Annotated in this window: 20 protein-coding genes; 10 read left to right on the top strand and 10 right to left on the bottom strand. The window is 44.3% G+C overall.

Going from position 1 to position 18545, the window contains the following annotated elements; translation table 11 throughout:
- Positions 1 to 46: 46 nt before the first annotated feature.
- On the bottom strand, positions 47 to 1909 hold the full coding sequence (locus PK654_RS22235; RefSeq protein WP_271699670.1) for an ABC transporter ATP-binding protein: 1863 nt from the start codon (positions 1907 to 1909) through the stop codon (positions 47 to 49).
- A 440-nt stretch (positions 1910 to 2349) separates the two neighbouring features.
- Here PK654_RS22235 and ctlX point away from each other — a divergent pair, with 440 nt between their 5' ends.
- Positions 2350 to 3309: a citrulline utilization hydrolase CtlX gene (gene ctlX, locus PK654_RS22230; protein ID WP_271699669.1), complete on the top strand. Its 960-nt coding sequence runs from the start codon at positions 2350 to 2352 to the stop codon at positions 3307 to 3309.
- A 9-nt stretch (positions 3310 to 3318) separates the two neighbouring features.
- Here the strand turns inward: ctlX and PK654_RS22225 are convergent, their stop codons facing one another.
- Positions 3319 to 3468, bottom strand: a complete 150-nt coding sequence (locus PK654_RS22225) for a hypothetical protein (RefSeq protein WP_271699668.1) — start codon at positions 3466 to 3468, stop codon at positions 3319 to 3321.
- Between PK654_RS22225 and PK654_RS22220 the strand changes: the two genes are divergently transcribed.
- Both PK654_RS22220 and PK654_RS22215 read left to right on the top strand, forming a co-directional pair.
- Positions 3467 to 3982, top strand: coding sequence for a hypothetical protein (locus PK654_RS22220; protein ID WP_271699666.1), 516 nt, complete (start codon positions 3467 to 3469; stop codon positions 3980 to 3982). The genes PK654_RS22225 and PK654_RS22220 overlap by 2 nt on opposite strands.
- Positions 3983 to 4005: 23 nt before the next feature.
- Positions 4006 to 4896 (top strand): sterol desaturase family protein, encoded by an 891-nt coding sequence (locus tag PK654_RS22215; RefSeq protein ID WP_271699665.1) that lies wholly within the window; start codon positions 4006 to 4008, stop codon positions 4894 to 4896.
- Between the two features lie 259 nt (positions 4897 to 5155).
- Here the strand turns inward: PK654_RS22215 and PK654_RS22210 are convergent, their stop codons facing one another.
- A complete protein-coding gene (locus tag PK654_RS22210) occupies positions 5156 to 5671 on the bottom strand; it encodes a nuclear transport factor 2 family protein (protein WP_271699663.1) in 516 nt (171 codons plus the stop codon).
- Positions 5672 to 5924: 253 nt separating this feature from the next.
- Between PK654_RS22210 and PK654_RS22205 the strand changes: the two genes are divergently transcribed.
- Complete coding sequence (locus PK654_RS22205) at positions 5925 to 6293, top strand: nuclear transport factor 2 family protein (RefSeq protein ID WP_271699661.1); 369 nt, start codon at positions 5925 to 5927, stop codon at positions 6291 to 6293.
- 106 nt (positions 6294 to 6399) lie between these two features.
- Here the strand turns inward: PK654_RS22205 and PK654_RS22200 are convergent, their stop codons facing one another.
- The gene (locus PK654_RS22200) at positions 6400 to 7308 is read right to left on the bottom strand and encodes a LysR family transcriptional regulator (RefSeq protein WP_271699659.1); all 909 of its coding nucleotides are present in this window, start codon (positions 7306 to 7308) and stop codon (positions 6400 to 6402) included.
- A 118-nt stretch (positions 7309 to 7426) separates the two neighbouring features.
- On the opposite strand from PK654_RS22200, the gene PK654_RS22195 reads away from it, so the two are divergent.
- The gene (locus tag PK654_RS22195) at positions 7427 to 7735 is read left to right on the top strand and encodes a putative quinol monooxygenase (protein WP_271699657.1); all 309 of its coding nucleotides are present in this window, start codon (positions 7427 to 7429) and stop codon (positions 7733 to 7735) included.
- The gene (locus PK654_RS22190) at positions 7725 to 8231 is read left to right on the top strand and encodes a hypothetical protein (protein ID WP_271699656.1); all 507 of its coding nucleotides are present in this window, start codon (positions 7725 to 7727) and stop codon (positions 8229 to 8231) included. Before PK654_RS22195 ends, PK654_RS22190 begins: the two co-directional genes overlap by 11 nt.
- A gap of 80 nt (positions 8232 to 8311) precedes the next feature.
- Here PK654_RS22190 and PK654_RS22185 read toward each other — a convergent pair whose 3' ends face one another.
- Complete coding sequence (locus PK654_RS22185; RefSeq protein WP_271699654.1) at positions 8312 to 8881, bottom strand: nuclear transport factor 2 family protein; 570 nt, start codon at positions 8879 to 8881, stop codon at positions 8312 to 8314.
- 25 nt (positions 8882 to 8906) lie between these two features.
- Positions 8907 to 9851 carry an NAD(P)H-dependent oxidoreductase gene (locus PK654_RS22180; protein ID WP_271699653.1) on the bottom strand — a complete coding sequence of 315 codons (945 nt, stop codon included), beginning with the start codon at positions 9849 to 9851 and terminating at the stop codon, positions 8907 to 8909.
- 128 nt (positions 9852 to 9979) lie between these two features.
- On the opposite strand from PK654_RS22180, the gene PK654_RS22175 reads away from it, so the two are divergent.
- Positions 9980 to 10894, top strand: a complete 915-nt coding sequence (locus PK654_RS22175) for a LysR family transcriptional regulator (RefSeq protein ID WP_271699652.1) — start codon at positions 9980 to 9982, stop codon at positions 10892 to 10894.
- A 102-nt stretch (positions 10895 to 10996) separates the two neighbouring features.
- Here the strand turns inward: PK654_RS22175 and PK654_RS22170 are convergent, their stop codons facing one another.
- Together PK654_RS22170 and PK654_RS22165 are read right to left on the bottom strand one after the other, a co-directional pair.
- A complete protein-coding gene (locus PK654_RS22170) occupies positions 10997 to 11446 on the bottom strand; it encodes a nuclear transport factor 2 family protein (protein WP_271699651.1) in 450 nt (149 codons plus the stop codon).
- A gap of 347 nt (positions 11447 to 11793) precedes the next feature.
- Positions 11794 to 12522: an IclR family transcriptional regulator gene (locus PK654_RS22165; RefSeq protein ID WP_271699650.1), complete on the bottom strand. Its 729-nt coding sequence runs from the start codon at positions 12520 to 12522 to the stop codon at positions 11794 to 11796.
- Positions 12523 to 12739: 217 nt separating this feature from the next.
- Here PK654_RS22165 and PK654_RS22160 point away from each other — a divergent pair, with 217 nt between their 5' ends.
- Positions 12740 to 13405 (top strand): HAD-IA family hydrolase, encoded by a 666-nt coding sequence (locus tag PK654_RS22160; protein ID WP_271699649.1) that lies wholly within the window; start codon positions 12740 to 12742, stop codon positions 13403 to 13405.
- 100 nt (positions 13406 to 13505) lie between these two features.
- Here the strand turns inward: PK654_RS22160 and PK654_RS22155 are convergent, their stop codons facing one another.
- Entirely contained in the window at positions 13506 to 14819 is a 1314-nt protein-coding gene (locus PK654_RS22155; RefSeq protein WP_271699647.1) for an MFS transporter, read from the bottom strand.
- Between the two features lie 720 nt (positions 14820 to 15539).
- On the opposite strand from PK654_RS22155, the gene galM reads away from it, so the two are divergent.
- Entirely contained in the window at positions 15540 to 16595 is a 1056-nt protein-coding gene (galM, locus tag PK654_RS22150) for a galactose-1-epimerase (RefSeq protein ID WP_271699646.1), read from the top strand.
- Positions 16596 to 16684: 89 nt separating this feature from the next.
- On the opposite strand, the gene PK654_RS22145 is transcribed toward galM, so the two are convergent.
- Entirely contained in the window at positions 16685 to 17461 is a 777-nt protein-coding gene (locus tag PK654_RS22145; RefSeq protein WP_271699644.1) for a DeoR/GlpR family DNA-binding transcription regulator, read from the bottom strand.
- Positions 17462 to 17848: 387 nt separating this feature from the next.
- Here PK654_RS22145 and deoC point away from each other — a divergent pair, with 387 nt between their 5' ends.
- The gene (gene deoC, locus PK654_RS22140; RefSeq protein WP_271699642.1) at positions 17849 to 18526 is read left to right on the top strand and encodes a deoxyribose-phosphate aldolase; all 678 of its coding nucleotides are present in this window, start codon (positions 17849 to 17851) and stop codon (positions 18524 to 18526) included.
- Positions 18527 to 18545 lie beyond the last annotated feature (19 nt).

Below are 18545 nucleotides of genomic sequence, written 5' to 3'. Positions count from 1 at the left end.
CCAGTGATGGCGGCTTAATTAGTTGCGTAATCAGTGGATCAGACGGTTAAGCAATATTGCTGACTTTCTCTGTTTCATCTTCGCAGCCGATAAAGCCGCCTGTCTGATGAGCCCATAGTTGAGCATAGATACCGCTGCCCTGAATCAGTTCCTGATGGGTACCCTGCTCGACAATCTGACCTTTGTCCAGAACGATCAATCTGTCCATGGCAGCAATGGTCGATAAGCGGTGAGCAATGGCAATAACCGTTTTACCTTGCATCAACTGGTTCAGGCTCTCCTGAATCGCAGCCTCTACTTCTGAATCCAGTGCTGATGTCGCTTCATCCAAAATCAGCAGAGGAGCATCTTTTAGCAGTACCCGTGAGATAGCAACACGCTGACGCTGACCACCGGATAGCTTCACGCCGCGTTCACCGACTTGTGCATCATAACCGCTGTTACCATGCGGGTCGGTCAGGGTTTCAATAAACTCATGGGCCTGCGCCTGAGTGGTTGCTTTAATCAATTGTTCTTCTGAGGCATCAGGGTTTCCATATAGAATATTTTCCCGGATAGAGCGGTGCAGCAGCGAAGTATCCTGAGTCACCATACCGATATTACTACGCAGAGAATCCTGTGTAACGGAAGAGATCTCCTGACCATCAATCTTAATCTTGCCGCTTTCTACATCATGGAAACGAAGCAGAAGGTTAACCAGTGTGGATTTACCAGCACCGGAACGGCCGACCAAGCCGACTTTCTCACCCGGCTTGATGTTCAGGTTCAGGTGACTGATCACCCCTTTGTCTTTTTCACCGTAGTGGAAACTGACATCGTCAAACTCAATTCCGCCCTGAGTGACATTCAGCGGTTTCGCCTGTTTCTTATCCTGAATATCAATAGGTTTTGACAGAGTGGTGATGCCGTCTTCCACTGTACCCATATTCTCAAACAGCGAGCCTACTTCCCACATGATCCACATGGACATGCCGTTCAGACGCAGTGCCAGACTGATAGCAATGGCGATAGCACCAACGGAGATAGCACTTTGCATCCACAGGTGAATCGACAGGGCGGCGATAGAAAATACCAGCACATAGTTAGTGATCTCCACACTGACATTAAAGCCGGTAACCAGCCGCATCTGACGGTGGACGGTATCAAGGAAGCCTTCCATTCCCTCTTCAGCGTATTCGGTTTCTCTTTTGCTGTGAGAAAACAGTTTTACCGTAGAGATATTGGTGTAGCTGTCAACGATGCGCCCCGTCATCAGGGAACGGGCATCGGCCTGCTCTGAAGAGACAGCTTTCAGTTTAGGGACAAAATAGGTCTGGATACCGATATAGGCTGCCAGCCAGACCAGCATAGGAATCATTAAGCGCCAGTCAGCCTGACCCAGCATCACTACAATAGAAAAGAAGTAGACGGTGACATAAACAAACACATCCAGAGCTTTCATTACGGTTTCCCGTACTGCAAGGGAGGTCTGCATAACCTTGGTTGCAACCCGGCCGGCAAAATCATCCTGATAAAACGAGAGACTCTGTTTTAACAGATAGCGGTGTGCAAGCCAGCGGATAGACATAGGGTAGTTACCCAGCAGGCTCTGATGCACTGTCAGTGAGTGAATGGTGATCAATACCGGCAATACAATCAGAAGAATGGCACCAATACCCCAAAGGGTACTGCTGTTCTCCTCCAGAAAAGTTTCCGGATTGCTGCTGGAAAGCCAGTCTACTAACTGACCCATAAAGCCAAACAGAGAAACTTCAACAATGGCAACTACGGTGCTGAGCGCCGCCATAAGCAGAAGGGGTCTCTCAAACCCTTTTGTGTAGTGCCGGCAGAACGCGTACAACCCCTTCGGAGGCTGTTGTGGTTCGTCCTGCGGGAAAGCTTTGGTTAAGCCTTCAAAGAACTTATACATAATTATTATCCTGTTTTTTCCCGCCAACAGACAGATCGGATAGCCAAGTGACCAAGTAATAAGAAAAGAGAGTGCCGGAGGGAAATGCATTATTTGAGCCTGTTTAATTTAACACAATTAGCCTGTTAAAACAGAGTGATTATTGTGAATAGAATATTGCCTTTATAGTTATGTATTGCTGAAGGGATAGTTATTCAGTTTGATGTGGCTTCTGATTGTTAGGTTTAGCTATTTCAGAGAGTTAAGTGTTGTTGGGGTGGATAAATATACAGAAATAACTGTAGGCTGATTGTTGTTGGTGCAGTTATTTCCGGTGGATTGTCGTTAGTTTCCAGTGAAAACAGTCAGTATTGCAATAATATTCACCGTATATTCAGTTAAAAGGCCATTAACATTCTGGTTACACTTCAAAGCAAGTACCATTTTATAGATTTATCATTATGAATTTTCCTCAGGCAATGGAATGGCCGGATACAAAAAAGTCATCACAGAACGCCCGCTGCGTGGTGATGGTTCCGCCAAAAGAGTTTAAATACAACGCCGAAACAGCAGAAGATAATGAGTTTCAGCACAGTGTCAGTTTTGATGAAGCGGATGTGCGCCGCAAAGCGATGGCGGAGTTTAATGCCATGGTAGCAACCTTGCGTCAGGAAGGCGTACAGGTTGTCGAATTTGATTACCCTGTTTTGCAGGCAGAAACTCCCGATGCGGTATTCCCTAACAACTGGTTTAGCACTACTACTCAGGGTGAGTTGTTTACCTTTCCTATGGCCTGTGAGAACCGGCAGAAAGAGGTGCGCCTTGACGCCCTGACTGCGCTTTTACAGCAAAACGGAAAACAAGTTAACAAACAGATATCCCTTACCTCTTTTACTGAGCAGCAAGCGTATCTGGAAAGCACTGGTGTAATGGTAATGGATCATGTGAACCGGATTATCTATGCAGCACTTTCTCATCGTTGTGATCGCGAAGTGCTGGAGGAGTATGCGGAGCAAACAGGCTACCGTGCTATATCGTTCCAGACCGCCCTTCCTTCCGGCAATCCTATTTATCACACCAATGTGATGATGGCAGTTGGTGAGCAATTTTGCGTGATTTGTGATGAGTTAATTCCGGAATTTGAGCGCCGCTTTGTGCTTAAGTCACTGGCAAAAACCAAGCAGGTTATCTCCATTTCTATCGAGCAGATGAACCACTTTTGCGGCAATATTCTGCAACTGGAAACTCAGGACGGTAGCAAGGTGATTGCGATGTCTCAGTCTGCTTATGATGCTTTCTCTGATACACAGAAGTTGCAGTTATCCAGTCATGGAAAGTTACTTCCTTTCGATGTCAGCACCATTGAAACCATAGGTGGTGGCAGCGTCCGCTGTATGCTGGGAGAAGTGTTTCTGCCTTAGTTTTACCGGTTAGCGATGGCAGTCTATCGCTAACCTTTTTCCTTCTTGTTCCACTTCCGCTTCGTTTAATTCTCCAAAAGTAAATATTTGATAACGAATTGTTAACTGTTGTGCTGGCATTCTTGCCGGCATAGCAACAAACAGATTCGGAATATACATGAAGTTAGCACCATCATTACTCGCTACTGCAGCGATTTTTGCTACGGTCTGGGGGCTGGTTTTATTCCAGCCGGTCACAACGGAAGCTAAGCCGGTAGTCACTACCTCTGCTGCGGTTTCTAAAAGCTATCTGAAAGGCTTAACAAAAGAGATCCCCTTAAGCGATGTGTCTCAGCTTTGGCAGCAGTTCTTTGTACAGTATGGCTCAGCAGATCAACTGCTCAGTAAAACTGATCGCATTATTGTTCTGTACCAGAGTTTCAATAGTGACTTCTCACAAGCGAAGGTGACCATTGGTTATCAGGTAAGTGCTACCGCTGATAAGCAGAAGCTGGTTGCTCTTCCGCTCAGTTCAAAGCAGCTACTGAAAAGAGGTAAATACGATACCAATGCACTGGTAAATGCATGGTCTGAAATTGATTACCAGAGAGAAGTAGGCGCTGTTATTGAGATCCATTATTTCAACCAACAAGGTGTAGAGACTGGTAGTGAAGTCTCTGTTTCTTACCAGTAACAGATTTATTCAGGGCAATTTATATGTTTGATTTTATGACGCAATGGTTCTCAGAGAACGACATCATAGGTACTGAGAGCTGGATTGATAACAACTTTTTTCTTGTCGCCATCGCCATCTTCGCTATTGAGCTGATCCGTTATGCATTTAAGAAAAAGCTAAGCTGGAACATGGTAGGCGACAGTGCCACTAACTTTGTTACCCTGTTTTTCCTGATTGTAACCATATTTGTTATTGGTCTCGCTTATGTGGGTGGGTTCTTTTATGTGTGGGAAAACTTCTCAATCACCCAGCTCCAGACCACAGGCTGGACGATTCTTGGCTGCCTGATTCTGGCGGATTTGGTTTACTACTGGGAGCACCGCTTTCTGCATAGTAACGGTCTGGCATGGGGTACGCATTCGGTTCATCATAGCTCACCTTATTTTAATATTTCGGTGGCTTACCGGTTTGGTCCGCTGGATTCTCTGTTTCCGTTTCTGTTCCATCTTCCTTTGGTTCTTCTCGGCTTTAACCCTTTTGTGGTGCTGATGTGCGAAACCATAGTTCAGGTGTTTCAGACTCTGCTGCACACAGAAATGGTGCGTAAGTTTCCAAGGCCCATTGAAGCGATATTTAATACGCCGTCTCATCACAGGGTTCATCATGCTACCAATAAGCAGTATCTGGATAAGAACTACGCCGGTATCCTGATTATCTGGGACAGAATGTTCGGCACCTTCGCCCGTGAAGAGGAAGAGGTGAAGTATGGTGTTTTCCCACGCATTAATACGGTTAACCCGATAAAGGTCTATTTCCACGGTTACGCCAAGCTGGCCAGTCAGATGTGGTATGCACCGGGTTGGGGTTACCGGTTTAAGCTGTTAGTTAAGTCGCCGTTATGGGCTTGGCAGCAGGAGCAGAAGGGAAGGTAGTTAAAAATAGCGCACTCCTCCGTTTGACAATGGCTAGGGTAAAGGAAACCTATGGGATAGTCCGTTAAGGAATAGGGGGACTCTAAACTGGAATTGTGACAGAGTAATAAGAAACATAAACTTGTGTGACTGAACAAGTAAAAGCAATCGCATACAACAACGGGGGAGTGGTTGTTGCGTCGGCTTTGTTTAGATTCTTTTTACGTAACCACTAACGTACAGGCACGCTTTTTATGAGTAAGCGTGCCTTTTTTTCTGTTTATTTCCAGTGAGTCAGGTCGCCGACATATTCGCGGTACTCTACAATCTTGCCATTATTAAACCGGAAACCGATAAAGTGGCTGCCAGTGTATGCGTTCCCGTAGAAAGTCCCATCGGCTTCATCAGCAAAGTAGTACCAGTCATCTAAACCAAATCGCTGGTTTCGGACACTCTTATGTATTCTGTTTTTGCTCTCAATATGATGGGCGATCCAGTTGACCATATTCTGATACCCTTGCTTGCCTTCTGTCCGGCCTTTCAGAGGACCAGCGGGAAACTGGAAGATTAGATCATCTTTGTTCAGCATGGCCTGAAAATCTGACCAGTCACCGTTTGCCCAGCCCTGAAAAAAGGCCTGTTCAGCTTTAGAGCCCAACTCACATACTAGGGTGTTATTGCAGATCGGGTCTGCCTCAGGCATAACCGAAACATCAGTTGAAGCATCCGTTGCAGCGTAGCTTGTTGATGAGAGCAGAAGAATAAGTAAGCTTGAAAGTGAAAATCGCTTTTTCATAGTGGTAAGGATATCCTGTCAGATATGGATAAGTTTTTACTATTTGATCCTAATTTGGCGGATTCAATGTCCTATCAGGCAAAAGGCTTTTATCCATTTTTGACACAATGCTTACAGTGGCAATAAAGTGCAAAAAACGGGGCAGTAATCTTCAATTTTCTAAACAGTGATTTCGCTATTCTTCTTAGCATCTTCAGCGTCCGGTAGACAGTTTAAACCGGATGGGTGGGTTAACTGAAAAGGAAGCGAGACTATGAAATATTATCTGATTTGGCTAAGTCTGTTGGCGGGTTCAGCCTTTGCTCAACCTCTGCCAACGGCGATAGATTGTTACCAGAACAGCACACAGGCACGGGATATTGAGGCTTATATGGCTTGTTTTGCTGATGATGCAGTGATGATTGATGTATCAAGACAGTTTGTTGGCAAGGAGGCGATCCGCCGCTGGGCACTGAATGAGGTGATTCCTTCCGGTGACTCTTTTGCCCACAGAAAAATACTGCAAGGTGATGACTCATATGCGAAAACAGAAGTGAACTGGAGTGTCTGGAAAGCGCACTATCACTACTGGTGGAATGAGCAGGGTAAGATCAGCAAGATGTCGTTGCAGTACGCTGACTAAAACTTTCTCAGACAGCAGAGAATCAGTTTTATGTTTTAAAACATACTTAAAGGTAGGTTATTTAGAGGCAAGTCCGGCGGGCTTGCCTTTAGTCTTTGCCTTGCCATTACGTCATATGGTATTGCTGAAGATCTTTTTTCAGTTCACCAATAAGCAATTTGGCGATTCTGGACAGCTCGCGGTTTGGATAAACGGCATAGATGGACTCTTCTGCGGGAAAGTTCAGTGCCGGCAATAGCTGAATCAGCTCACCATTTTTAATCTTATCTGCCACCATAAAATTAGTTGGAACATAATAGCGCTTGCCGTTGGCGATACATTGATTGAGCTGCTCTGCGTCATTGACACAGAGGTTGGCATTGATATCAAACGAACGCAGTTTTCCGCTGTCATCAATATAGTTAAAGGCTTTGTTGGTGTGCCCCTTTCTTGCGTAGACGATAGCAGGAAGAGATTTAAGATCCTCAATAGTCTGCGGAAGGCCATGCTTGTCGATAAAGCTTGGGCTGGCAGCTAGCAGAAAGCGAACATCCAGTAATTTTTGACCCACTAAATCCACACTTTTAGGCTTCCAGACACGGATTGCCATATCAAACCTGTCGCGAATGATATCTACCTGATGATCATTCAGTTGCAACTCAATGTTGATATCAGGGTGCTCATCGCACAATCTCTCTATGATAGGAAAGAGAAACTTCTTACCAATATAGGCGGCACTGGTAATTCGTAAGCTACCCGTTAGTTGGTCGGACTGGTTATCTGCTATGGTAGAGACGTCCTTCATCAGCTCATTGATCTGTCTGGCGTGTTGATAAACCTGCTGACCTGTCTCGGTTAAGGAGAGTGCCCGGGTTGAACGGTTTAACAACAGTGCCTTTAGCTCTGCCTCCAGCTTTTTTATCTGTCTTGTAATGTAAGAGACATTTGTTTCCCTGACGTCAGCAGCTCCGGTGAAGCTCCCTTGATCGACAACATCAGCAAAAACCTGAAGCAATTTCGGGTCAATTTTGTTCATTAGTTTATCTCTATTATTTACAAAAAAGATAAATGTATTGTGTCATTAATTGTCTTTTTCTGAAAGAAATTCCTGCCTAAAATAGTCTCATATCAACTTACAGATAATGGAGATTAAGATGATCATTGTAACCGTAGCAGGCAAAGTAAAGCCTGAATTTAAACAAACCTTTCTACAACATATGCAGGAACTGGCCGTGATTGTGCGTGAAGAGTCAGGCTGTATCCGTTATCAGCAGAACATTACTGCTGACGATGAAAACATTCTGTTCCTTTATGAAGAGTGGGCATCAGAACAAGAGTTGCAGGCGCATCTGGCCAGTGCACATATGCAAGAGCACTTTGAGCAGGCTCGCCCGTGGTTTGAGTGGGTTGATATGAAAACTATGCAGGCGACAGAGTTTGCCCTGGAAGCGAATGATGAATAACTACACGCCGACGCTGGAGTATCAAAACCTTATGGCTGCTTTCCGCAGTCATAAGTTCACCAAAAACGACATTAAAAGCTTTGTGCATAAAGTCTTTTCCATGTATGAAAGAGCGAGCTGTGACAACGAGCATCTGGACGCTGAAGCATTTCATGATCTGGTGGCGGACGATGTTTATGTCGATTTTCCCGATTATAAAGTCCGCTCGCGGGAGGAGTTTAAACAGTGGCATCGCTGGATCCATTCTCTGCTGAACTCTGATGATCATGAAATTGACAGCATTAGTGTTGAGTATCTGGCCAATGGCAAATATCAGGCTCAGTTTTTTCTCCGCTGGCGCGGGGATTTTAAAGACGGCCGTTATACTGATTTGCGGGTTGAGCAGCTTTGGGTGATGCGTGAAGAGGCGGATAAAGAGCTGCCTGTGATAGAGCGCTACATTGTCGGGCTGGCAAACCCGATTCCGGCCAACACTGCCGGTGACGTTGAAGAATAAAAGTTAACTATTGCCCCTCAGCACTGAAACAGGCTGAGGGGCATTGGTTTTAATGGTAGCTTATAGGTTAGCTCAAATCGCTATTTTTGTGATGCAGCAAACTTTGCAAAGAACTTATCAGACTCATAAAGGTCACCGGAGAAGTTCTGAACGCGCTTAATTTTGCCATCTTCAATCTGATAAAGAAGAATCCAGTTCAGGTCGATATTCTCATCTGCCTTTGAGCTCCAGCCACGATGCGCGTCAATCACATAGGTATCATTGGCAGCGAGAATCATTACCTCTGCGGCAAAGCCTGCAGCACCAAGTTGATTGAAGAAAGCAACAAACTCATCGATACCACGTTTGGTTCCCGCCAGCGGATGACGTCCGGGAATATGCCACTCTACGTCCTCGGCAACAAACTGTTTTAGTCCTTGCATATCGCCTTTACCATAAGCACCGAAGAAGCCCTGAACCACTTTAAGGGCGTTACTGTTTTCTGAACCCTGAGCGACAGGATTGGCAGGTTTAGGCCATAGAGACGGAGTGTTAATCTCCACGGCATCTTTGGCTGCTTTTGTATTACTCATGGCAACATCTGCGGCAGCATGTGCCAGACCAGAAGTGAGTCCTGCCAGAATCAGAACGTGTTTTAGTAGGGATTTCATTGTTACTCTCCTCATTTTAACACTGCTATACCGCAGTGACTTTGTAGCTGTGGATGGTGAATTCGCCAGACTCGTCCATAGAGACTGCCCAGTCTTCGTTAAACAGTTGGTTCAGGCTTTCACCATTGGTCATTTCACCCTGAGTACGTACGCGAAGTTCAGCGTTGTAACGGCCATCGTCTGCAGGAGTCAGTGAAACTTGTTCGATCAGGTGAGTGACACCCGGTTTGAAAAGATTAAGCAGTGACTGATACCAGTCGTTAAATCCGGCACGGCCGCTGAACTTATCGCCGACAGCATCCAGTTCAAAGGCTTCCGGAATATGCTTAAGGAACTCGCTGTTGTCTGCCGGTAGTTGATCGAAACGGTCAAACCACTGCTTAACAAACAGTTCAAATTTTGCTTCAACAGAGTTACTTAGTTGGTCAATTTTACTCAATAGCCGCTCAGCATGGTCATTTGCGCGCTGTTCTACTTCTTCCTGAGTGTTGTAAACTCCGGGGATATACACCATGCGGTGGGTATAAACTGGTTTCTGGAATACCATTCCTGCCAGATAAGCAGTCTGCTGCAGCGGATAAGCGAGTTGCTCAATGGTGAAGTGGTTGTATCCCAGCGGATCGTAAGACTCTTCAGGACCACCCACGGTGAATGAAAGAATAAAGTGTTTGTTTTTCAGTTTGTCGCCTTCAGGACCAAACGCGAAGTTGAAGGCAAAGACATCATCGATCCACTTCTTAAGTAGTGCCGGCGCGCTGTACCAGTAGTAAGGGTACTGCAGCACGATAATATCCGCCTTAGTCAGTGCTGCCTGTTCAGCCTCAATATCGATTTTATAATCCGGATACAGGCTATCCAGACGACGGGTATCAATGCTCTCAACATTATTTTCCAGTTGATTAAGAATAACCTTGTTAGTCCATGATTGTTCAAGATTAGGGTGACCGGAAATAACCACAACTTTGCTCATAACTGCTCCGAAATAAGTATGCTCTAAAAGATGAAAGTTATTCTAAAACAGTCGCTGATATATTCTAGGTGACCTGACCCTATTAGAGTGTTAGTGTTTTCCTAACAATCAAGAGCGGGTGAATAATAATGAAAGGTGCCGGAGCTAGTTACAATCAGATAATGATTTTTCACGTTATTGCCAAGGAAGGGAGTATTCGCGGGGCCGCGAGAAAACTTGAAATGGCAGCGCCGTCGGTCAGTCAGTCGTTAAAGTTGCTGGAAACCAAGCTTGGTGTACCCTTGTTCAGGCGCTCAACCCGGCAAATGAGCCTGACAGAAGCGGGTAAGTTTTTGTTAAACAACACCTCTGAGGCGCTGGCGACATTAAACTATGCGCTGGAGGGGGTACATGACCTGAGTAATGCCCCTTCAGGTAAAGTGAGTATTACTGTTCCCCGTTTTGTTTATCAAAGTGTTCTGCGCCAGATCTTTCCTGACTTTTATCGCCTTTACCCTGAAATAGAGTTAGAGATTTCAGTCTCTGACACGTCAGTTAATATTATTAAAGAGGGTATTGATGTGGGTATCCGCTTCGGAGACCGCATAGAAGAAGGGCTGGTGGCCAGACAATTGACACCGAAAATAGAAGAAGCGTTGTTTGCTTCACCTGAGTATCTCGACCTCAATGGAACACCGGAAACGCCTCAGGATCTGGAAAATCATAAGGTGATTCAGTATCGGTTTGGTGCTTCAAATCGTCTTGCTCCACTGCTGCTGGATGATAGCGGTAATACCATTACGGTAGAGATGCCTAAAGCGATAGTGGTCAATGATACTGACATTATTGTTGATGCTGCGCACGCCGGTTTGGGTATCGGGCGCTTTCTGACACCGCTAATGAAGCGACACTTTAATGATGGATCACTGGTTCCTGTACTGGAGCCTTATTGGTACAAGTATCCGGGCTTGTATGTTTACTTTTCTCAGAATAGTCAGAAGGCACGCAGAATCCGGGTTCTGGTAGACTTCTTACTGGAAAAGGCCCGAATACATGAGATTTGAGTTGGCTGAAATATAACGGTTTGGATTGCCTGCTCAGACTTGCTAATGATAAAGAGCCGGATGAAGATTATCGCTTCATCCGGCTTTATTATCTGAGTTTGTTTAGCCTTGCTCTTTTCCGCCCAGAATCAGCAGAGTAGGTTTTTGGTACAACTTAGAGGCGATGGTTTGTACTTTGATAATGCCATCTTCCACGAAGAAAGTGTCTGTCCCGTAAATTGCGTCCTTCTTCTCGGAAGGGGTAAAGTTCCATGTGATATAGATGGTACGGTCATCAACGATAGCCGGGTCAATAGCGTTAGAGCCGTTATCGAATCTGTGGAACAGGTATTCAAATACTTTACGGATTTCCTGCGGACCTCTGAACACAACATTGTTCACAATCATCATTGAATCTTTGTCGTAGTGAACCGCAATAGCGTCCAGATCACGATCTACCCATGCGTTAATATGTTCCTGCCAGACTTTTTCTGTGCCTTCTGTTGAAGCAGAAAAAGCAGAAAAGCTCACCAGAAGTGTTGCCAGTACAGCGATATATTTTCTAAATTTCATTGTAGGTTCCTTTATTGTTTCATGTTTGTTTTTTATATTAGATTCCTTTTTGATTTGAAAATAAATAAAAACAGGTGAAACCTTAAATTTGTTTGATAATGTCGAATAAAAAATAATTTAAGATCTAATTTAAAACTGTTTATTAATTATTTATTCTTGATTATGACTTTATTTTTAGATCTATAGCTGTACGAGAGATGCTTGTAGTATTGACTTGTAGGGGGTGTAAGCACTTGCTTATTTGTGGTTGATATTATTATTTTTAGTAAGGGTTTGCCGGGAGGAGTGAATATTTTTTATCGGTGTAGTTGTAGCTTAAGAGTGAAAATAGAATCTAAAGTGCAGATTTAAATAATGGGCTTACAGTTAAGAGATTGTTTTTTAAATATGGAAGCATAGTGCGTCAGCTTTTCAGTGGTCAGCTCTTGTGTTGGTCCGCTCATACCTGCAGCAGCAATCAGACAACCGCTATGAAACAGGGGAATTGACATACAACTCAGCCCCGGTTGTGCACCTCCGTGATCAATGGAGTAGCCCTGATGGACGATTTTATCTAATTTTTGCTCTATTTCAGGCTTCAGCTTACCTGCTTTGCGCAGGCTTCTGCGTAAATCCAGTTCTTCATCCAGTGCAACAAATAGCTTGCCGATGGCAGAAGTCGTCAATCCCTCTCTTCGCCCTCTCGGGCTACGGATTGTCAGCGGATTTTCTCCTTCAACAGCTTCTATGTAGAGGTATTCCCGGGTACCACAGGGAACCGCCAAGTAGGCTGTGTGACCGGTGGAAGAGGACATATTACGGATAAGCGGCCTGTACTGTTCTCTCAGGCTATCGTATGTATGATCTAATGAACGGGACAATTCTCCAAGTCTTAATCCGAGTCTGTAACCGCGGCAGGTATTACTGATATACCCCATGGCAGCCATGGTATTCAGCAGACCGTGCAGAGTCGTTTTATTCAGGTTCAGTTGTTCGGAAAGTTGCTGCAAAGGTATGGCACTATCACTGGCAGCCAATGCCTCCAGAATCATAAAACTCCGTTCTACCGATTGTATTCTCTTCGTTTCATTGATCATTGTCTTATCCGGATAGCATCGCTTTGTCTACGCCTATATAACGGGATTCTTGTCTATATAGCCAGCAGTCTGAAGTGGTTTTGGTAGCTGGATCATCCCGTTCGATAATGTCGAACAGGCATCTAATCCGATTCTCATAATTTTTGTAATGAAGTTTTTGGTTTTTTATTGTTTTTGTTTATTATTGTGAGAAAAGAATAATTAGCAGAGGTATAACATGAAATTTAAAGGGATACTGTTTGATCTGGATGGCACGCTGGTGGACTCAAACGATGCTGTTGACCGGGCATGGATGACGTGGTGTAAAAGAAATGGAATAGATTTCGCAATAGCGTCAGAAGTTTACCATGGGCGTCCGGCCGCAGAGACTATCAGACAACTCATGCAAGGTTGTTCAGAACACAAAGTAGCAGAAGAGATCGCATGGCTGCAGCACCAGGAAAGTACAGATGTAGAAGGGGTTGTAACGCTTCCGGGAACAATAGAGTTTCTGAATGAACTTAACCGTAACTCTGTCCCTTGGGCAATTGTTACTTCGGGAACTTTACCTGTGGCCAAAGCCCGAATTGACGCCGCAGGTATTCCAAGACCAGAGTTACTGATTACACCCGAATTGGTTACAAAAGGAAAACCGGATCCGGAGCCTTACTTACTGGGAGCTGCCGGACTTGGCTTAATGGCCGAAGAGTGTGTGGTATTTGAAGATGCCCCGTCGGGACTAACAGCAGGTATATGTGCAGGAGCCAGAACAGTAGCTGTACTAAGCCAGTTTTCTAAACAGGCACTGCCTGAGGCAGATCGCTATATTGAGAACCTCTCTTCACTGGATGTTGAGCTTTGTGAAGAGGGATATAGCTTAGTTTTTAGCAATGATAAGGCATGACGGTTGTAGTCAGAGAGTTTTTTAGAAAATAGATAGGCAATAAAAAAGCTGGTCAGTAAAGACCAGCTTTTTAGTGGTTATCTGAAAAGAGCTTAAACGATTAGGCGTTCTCTTCAGCAGATACTGATGGTGTGTTCTTCTTCTTAAACAGATCGAAGATCCAGATGATAGCGAAGATAGGCAGAATCACCAGCGGAACAACAGATACTGCCTGGAAGGATTCAACAGATGCGTAGCGTGTTACTTCCGTCATCATCTCAGGAGACAGTGACGCCAGTTTATCTGCACCACCAGCTGCTTCAGCACGTGCAGCATCGAAGATGGCGCCCATCTGAGGCAGTACGAACTGAATTGAAAGACCACCTGCAAAACCAAGCAAACCAAGAGCCAGGGCACCACCATTAGGGAAACGCTCAGAGATAATACCCTGCATAGTCGGCCACATATAACAAACACCAATACCCCAGACGGTTGCCGCAAGGAATGCCGGCAGCGGTGAGTCAGCAAGGCTTAAGGCATAAAGACCGCCAGCAGCGAATATGCAGCTCAGAGTCATCAGGCCTACAGAAGAGATATGTTTAAATACAACACCGGCAAAGTTACGCATAACAAACATCAGGCCACTTACGTAAACCAGCAGAAGAATACCCTGCATACCAACGATATTTGATAGCGCGACGTTTACCCACTGACCCGGGGCAAGTTCTGATGCTGCCGTCAGGAACATACATGCCCAGAACACCCAGAAAAGAGGACGACGGACGAGTTCAAGTACCATGTCTTTATAGCTGACGCCATTGGCAACACGCTCGGTTACCGGGAACTCAGTCATCAGAGCCCACTTAGCCATTAACAGGGCAGGAATAAAGAGTAGTAAGAGGTTAAGGTGCCATGGCAGACCAAGAGCACTGAACAACACACCAGCCAGGCCGCCAACTACGATACCGGCAGGCCACCAGGAGTGAAGAACATTCAGCCTGTGGGCTTTTTCTTCAGGGAATAGGGCGGCAATCATAGGGTTGGAAGCGGCTTCAACTGCCCCCCAGCCGAGGCCGGTAAGTAACAAACTACACCAGACAATATAAACAGACAGTTCAGAAACAGGCATCATCGCTGCGGCAAGAAGACCAGCAGTACTTGCGATGTAACCAAATGCAGAGAACAAAAGCATACGTTTCATTCCCATCCAGTCAACCATGGCACTACCAAACAGAAGGGTGAGTGCGAAACCGGTAAAGGTCGCGCCAAGGGCTTCACCTACCATAGAGGCTGAGCTTAGAATGTCGATTTTGTCGTAAATATCCGCCTGAAGATCAGGGGCGATGTTTGCCCGTACCGCAAACCCCAGACCTATCATAAAGATAGAGAGGTTACCGATTCGGAACAGTAACTTTGAATCAAGTTCTTTTTTCATAACACATTTCCTAATTTGTAGGGTATTTCCAGTTTTAAATTGCTGACAGACCCGAAGACATCTTGATCCGCATCTGCCTGAACTTCTTAAAACTCACTAACTAGTGAGAAGTTCTTAGCCGTTGGTTTGATGTTTCAAGCAGCGACTAAGAGGTAAATATGTTTTCATTTCGAAAATAATATAACGATCATTTTTTAAATGAAAAACTTGTCTTTTGAATGTTTGTGTTCTTCGTCATGTTTTTTTATTGAACAGAGCAGATTCGTTTCAGAAGCGTGATCCAGAACACTAAATAACCGAAAGTCGACGATGTCAATTGCAAGATTACAAGGTTCATAGTGATGAAAATAAAGCTTTGTCACGGTTAATGTTATGATTTTATTGGTTTATTTTGGGTTGCGGAGCATTCTTCCTTTAGGTAACCAGAAATAGAATGATGAAGTGGAATAGATTTGCGTTTATCTGCGAACCTTGCTTTTCGTTTTAATGTAGTGAGGGTTTTTATAGCAAATTAGGTTTAAAATTAAGATCGATATCAAAAATATATGAAAATTATATTTTTGAATTGAAATCTTGCAGGTAAGCTGACGACGTCGTTAGAAACAAGGCGGCCATTATTGCTCTATTGAGTATTTTTATTGGGAGCAGTAACTAAACGCTGTTTTAGTTACTGCGTTTTTTTAGTTAACCGCTGCAGGTTAGACAAAAAGAGAATAGGCAATGACAGTAAATCTGGCGAAAACAATGACGCGCGAACCTGCTTATGATGGTGACGCTGCCAAGATAGTTGTACTTACCAATAACAGAGGGGTAAAGGCCACATTTATGGATATAGGAGCCACCTGGCTCAGTTGTAAGCTACCCCTAAACGGAGAAGATAAGGAAGTACTGCTCGGTGTATCCGGTATGGCTGATTTCGAACAGCACTCTACTTATTTCGGTGCGACGGTAGGACGTTTTGCCAACCGGATTTCTGCTGGTCGCTTCAGTATTAGTGGCACTCAATACCAGACACATGTTAATCAAGGCGAAAACATATTGCATGGCGGACCGGACGGGTTTAACCGCAGAAGATGGAAAATTGTTGACCATAGCCGCAGCAGTGTCTGTTTCTCACTTGTGTCACCTGATGGCGATCAAGGCTTTCCCGGTGAACTAAAAGTCCTGCTCACTTACACTCTGACTGAAAATAGCGAAATCAGTATCCGTTATAATGCGACGACGGATAAAGCTACGCCGGTTAATCTGACCAATCACGCCTATTTCAATTTGCAGGATGCAGAGCAGGGTAGCGACTGCCGTCAACATAAGTTAAAAATAAATTCTCATTACTATCTGCCGGTAGATGCGGATGGTATCCCGTTAGGTTCATTGCGTAATGTGCAGGGGACTAACTTTGATTTCTTACAGGCTCAGGTTATCAGCAACCGTTTTCTGGCTGATAAAGAGCAGCAAGCGGCGAAAGGATATGATCACTGTTACCTGTTTGATCCGGAGCGAGACGTTTCTCACCCGGTGGCTGAACTGACAAACAGTGACGAATCGATTCGCCTATCTGTTTATACTGATAAACCGGGGATGCAGTTTTACACGGGTAACTGGAATCAGGGAACGCCAAGACGGGCGGGAGGAGTGTATGCCGACTATTCGGGGGTCGCTCTGGAAACTCAGTTCCTGCCTGATTCACCAAATCATCCCGAGTGGCCTGAACCAAGTTCGATACTTAATCCGGGTGAAACCTATTACTACCATACCCGCTATAAGTTTAGCTTTTAAAAACAAAAAGTATTTTCTTACCGGCTAAACCAATAAGCCCTTCTATCAGGAAGGGCTTATATCATTGGTCACAACTGACTCTGTAAAGGTTAAGCAATAATGACGTTTTCGATCTCTTCCGACAGGTTTTCATAGTCGAACTTAGATACTTCATTATCTACAACGGCGATATCCACATCACTGAGCTCGGCAAATTTAGCAAAGGAGATCTTGTTTACCTTGGTTGAATCGAGCAGAAGGATTTTTTTGTTGGCAGAACGAATCATCTCGACTTTTAAATCGGCAGTTTCGGTATGATAAGTTGTCAGGCCGTCGTCAAAACTTAAAGAGGATGTTGCCAGAAAAAGCTTATCAAACTTGTACTTGCGCAATTCAGAAATGGCAGTTCCGCCATAGCTGTAATGGAAGCCTTTACGGATACGGCCGCCAAGAATATGCACGTCGAACTCACTTTTTCCTTCCAGCAATTTTGCAATTTCGAAGTCATTAGTGAAGATACGTAGACGCTTAAGATCAGAATTAGCGAGTATTCTGGCCAATGCTGCGGTACTGGTGCCGGTGTCTATCAGTATGGAGTCTTCTTCTTCGATCAACTCAATGGCTTTGAAGGCTACTTTGATTTTTTTGTCTTCATTTTCACGTTCGTTGAGAAACTTTTCGTGGGCAATATCTGATTTCAGAATTGCGCCGCCATGGGTTCTTATCACTTCGCCGGCTTTTTCCAGTTCAGTCAGGTCAGTTCTGATGGTCGCCGTAGTGACATTAAAGTACTGTGCTAACTCATTAACGCTGACACTTTTCTTTTCTTTTATCAGGCCGAGAATTTGCTGTTTTCTCTGTTCCCCGTACATGGCTTTTTTGGACATAGCGTTCAAACTCTCTTGTTTCTCTGTGCACTATTTTTATTTGCTTTCATTATATGGATGCAATTTCCCAATTACAACCAATTAAAAATCTATGCTTTGAATCAAAATAGTTTATGTATCTAACTGATAAATATGATTATTAAATCATAAATTAAAGGGTAGTTGTGGCTGATGGTCATTAATCAGTTTTTGTTATGTAATGTGGAAACGATAGAAGTCAAAAAACAAAAAAGAAGAAAAATTATGAATTGCATCACAAGTAAACGAAAATTTAGCTTTTCAAAACGAAAATTTAGAGATATAGTATTTTCGAAATGAAGATGAAGGTTTGCTTTATGAATGTATATAAAAGCAAATCTCTTTGAAAATGAAAATTTGGAGAGAACAATGAGCTTAACAGTTACCGATCTTGCTGCCCTATTTGACCACACTAACCTTCACGCATACGCGACTAAAGAAGATTTCCAGAAGCTATGTGATGAAGCCCGTGAATACGGTTTTGCATCAGTGGCAATCAACTCTTACCCGGTAGAAATGTGCCGTGAAATGCTAAAAGGTTCTGGTGTATTAACTGGTGCTGCTATCGGCTTCCCTCTGGGTCAGACAACTATCGAAGCAAAAACGTTTGAAGCGCAAGATGCAGTAGATAAAGGTGCAGAAGAGTTTGATTACCTACTGAATGTTGGTCGTGTAAAAGAGCATGACTGGGATTACATCAAACGCGAAATGGAGTCTCTGGTAGCTGTGGCGCGTAAAGGCGGCATTGTATGTAAGGTAATTTACGAGACTTGCTACCTGACTGAAGAAGAGATTATCGAAGTATCAAAAGTGGCTGCTCAGGTTAAGCCTGACTTCGTTAAAACCTCTACAGGCTTCGGTACTGATGGTGCTAAACCAGAACATATTGCCATCATGAAAAAGTATTCTGGCGTTCAGGTAAAAGCGTCTGGTGGTGTGCGTACTCTGGCTGATGCAAGAGCAATGATTGAAGCGGGTGCAACCCGTATCGGTAGTTCTTCAGGTATCAAGATTGTTGAAGAGCTAAAAGCAGAACTAGGCGCTTAATGTCACTAGGTTGAAGAAT

The organism is Vibrio sp. SCSIO 43137, from assembly GCF_028201475.1.
GTDB lineage: Bacteria > Pseudomonadota > Gammaproteobacteria > Enterobacterales > Vibrionaceae > Vibrio.
The sequence above is the reverse complement of the archived record's forward strand: the minus strand, read 5'-3'. Positions and strand labels throughout refer to the sequence as shown.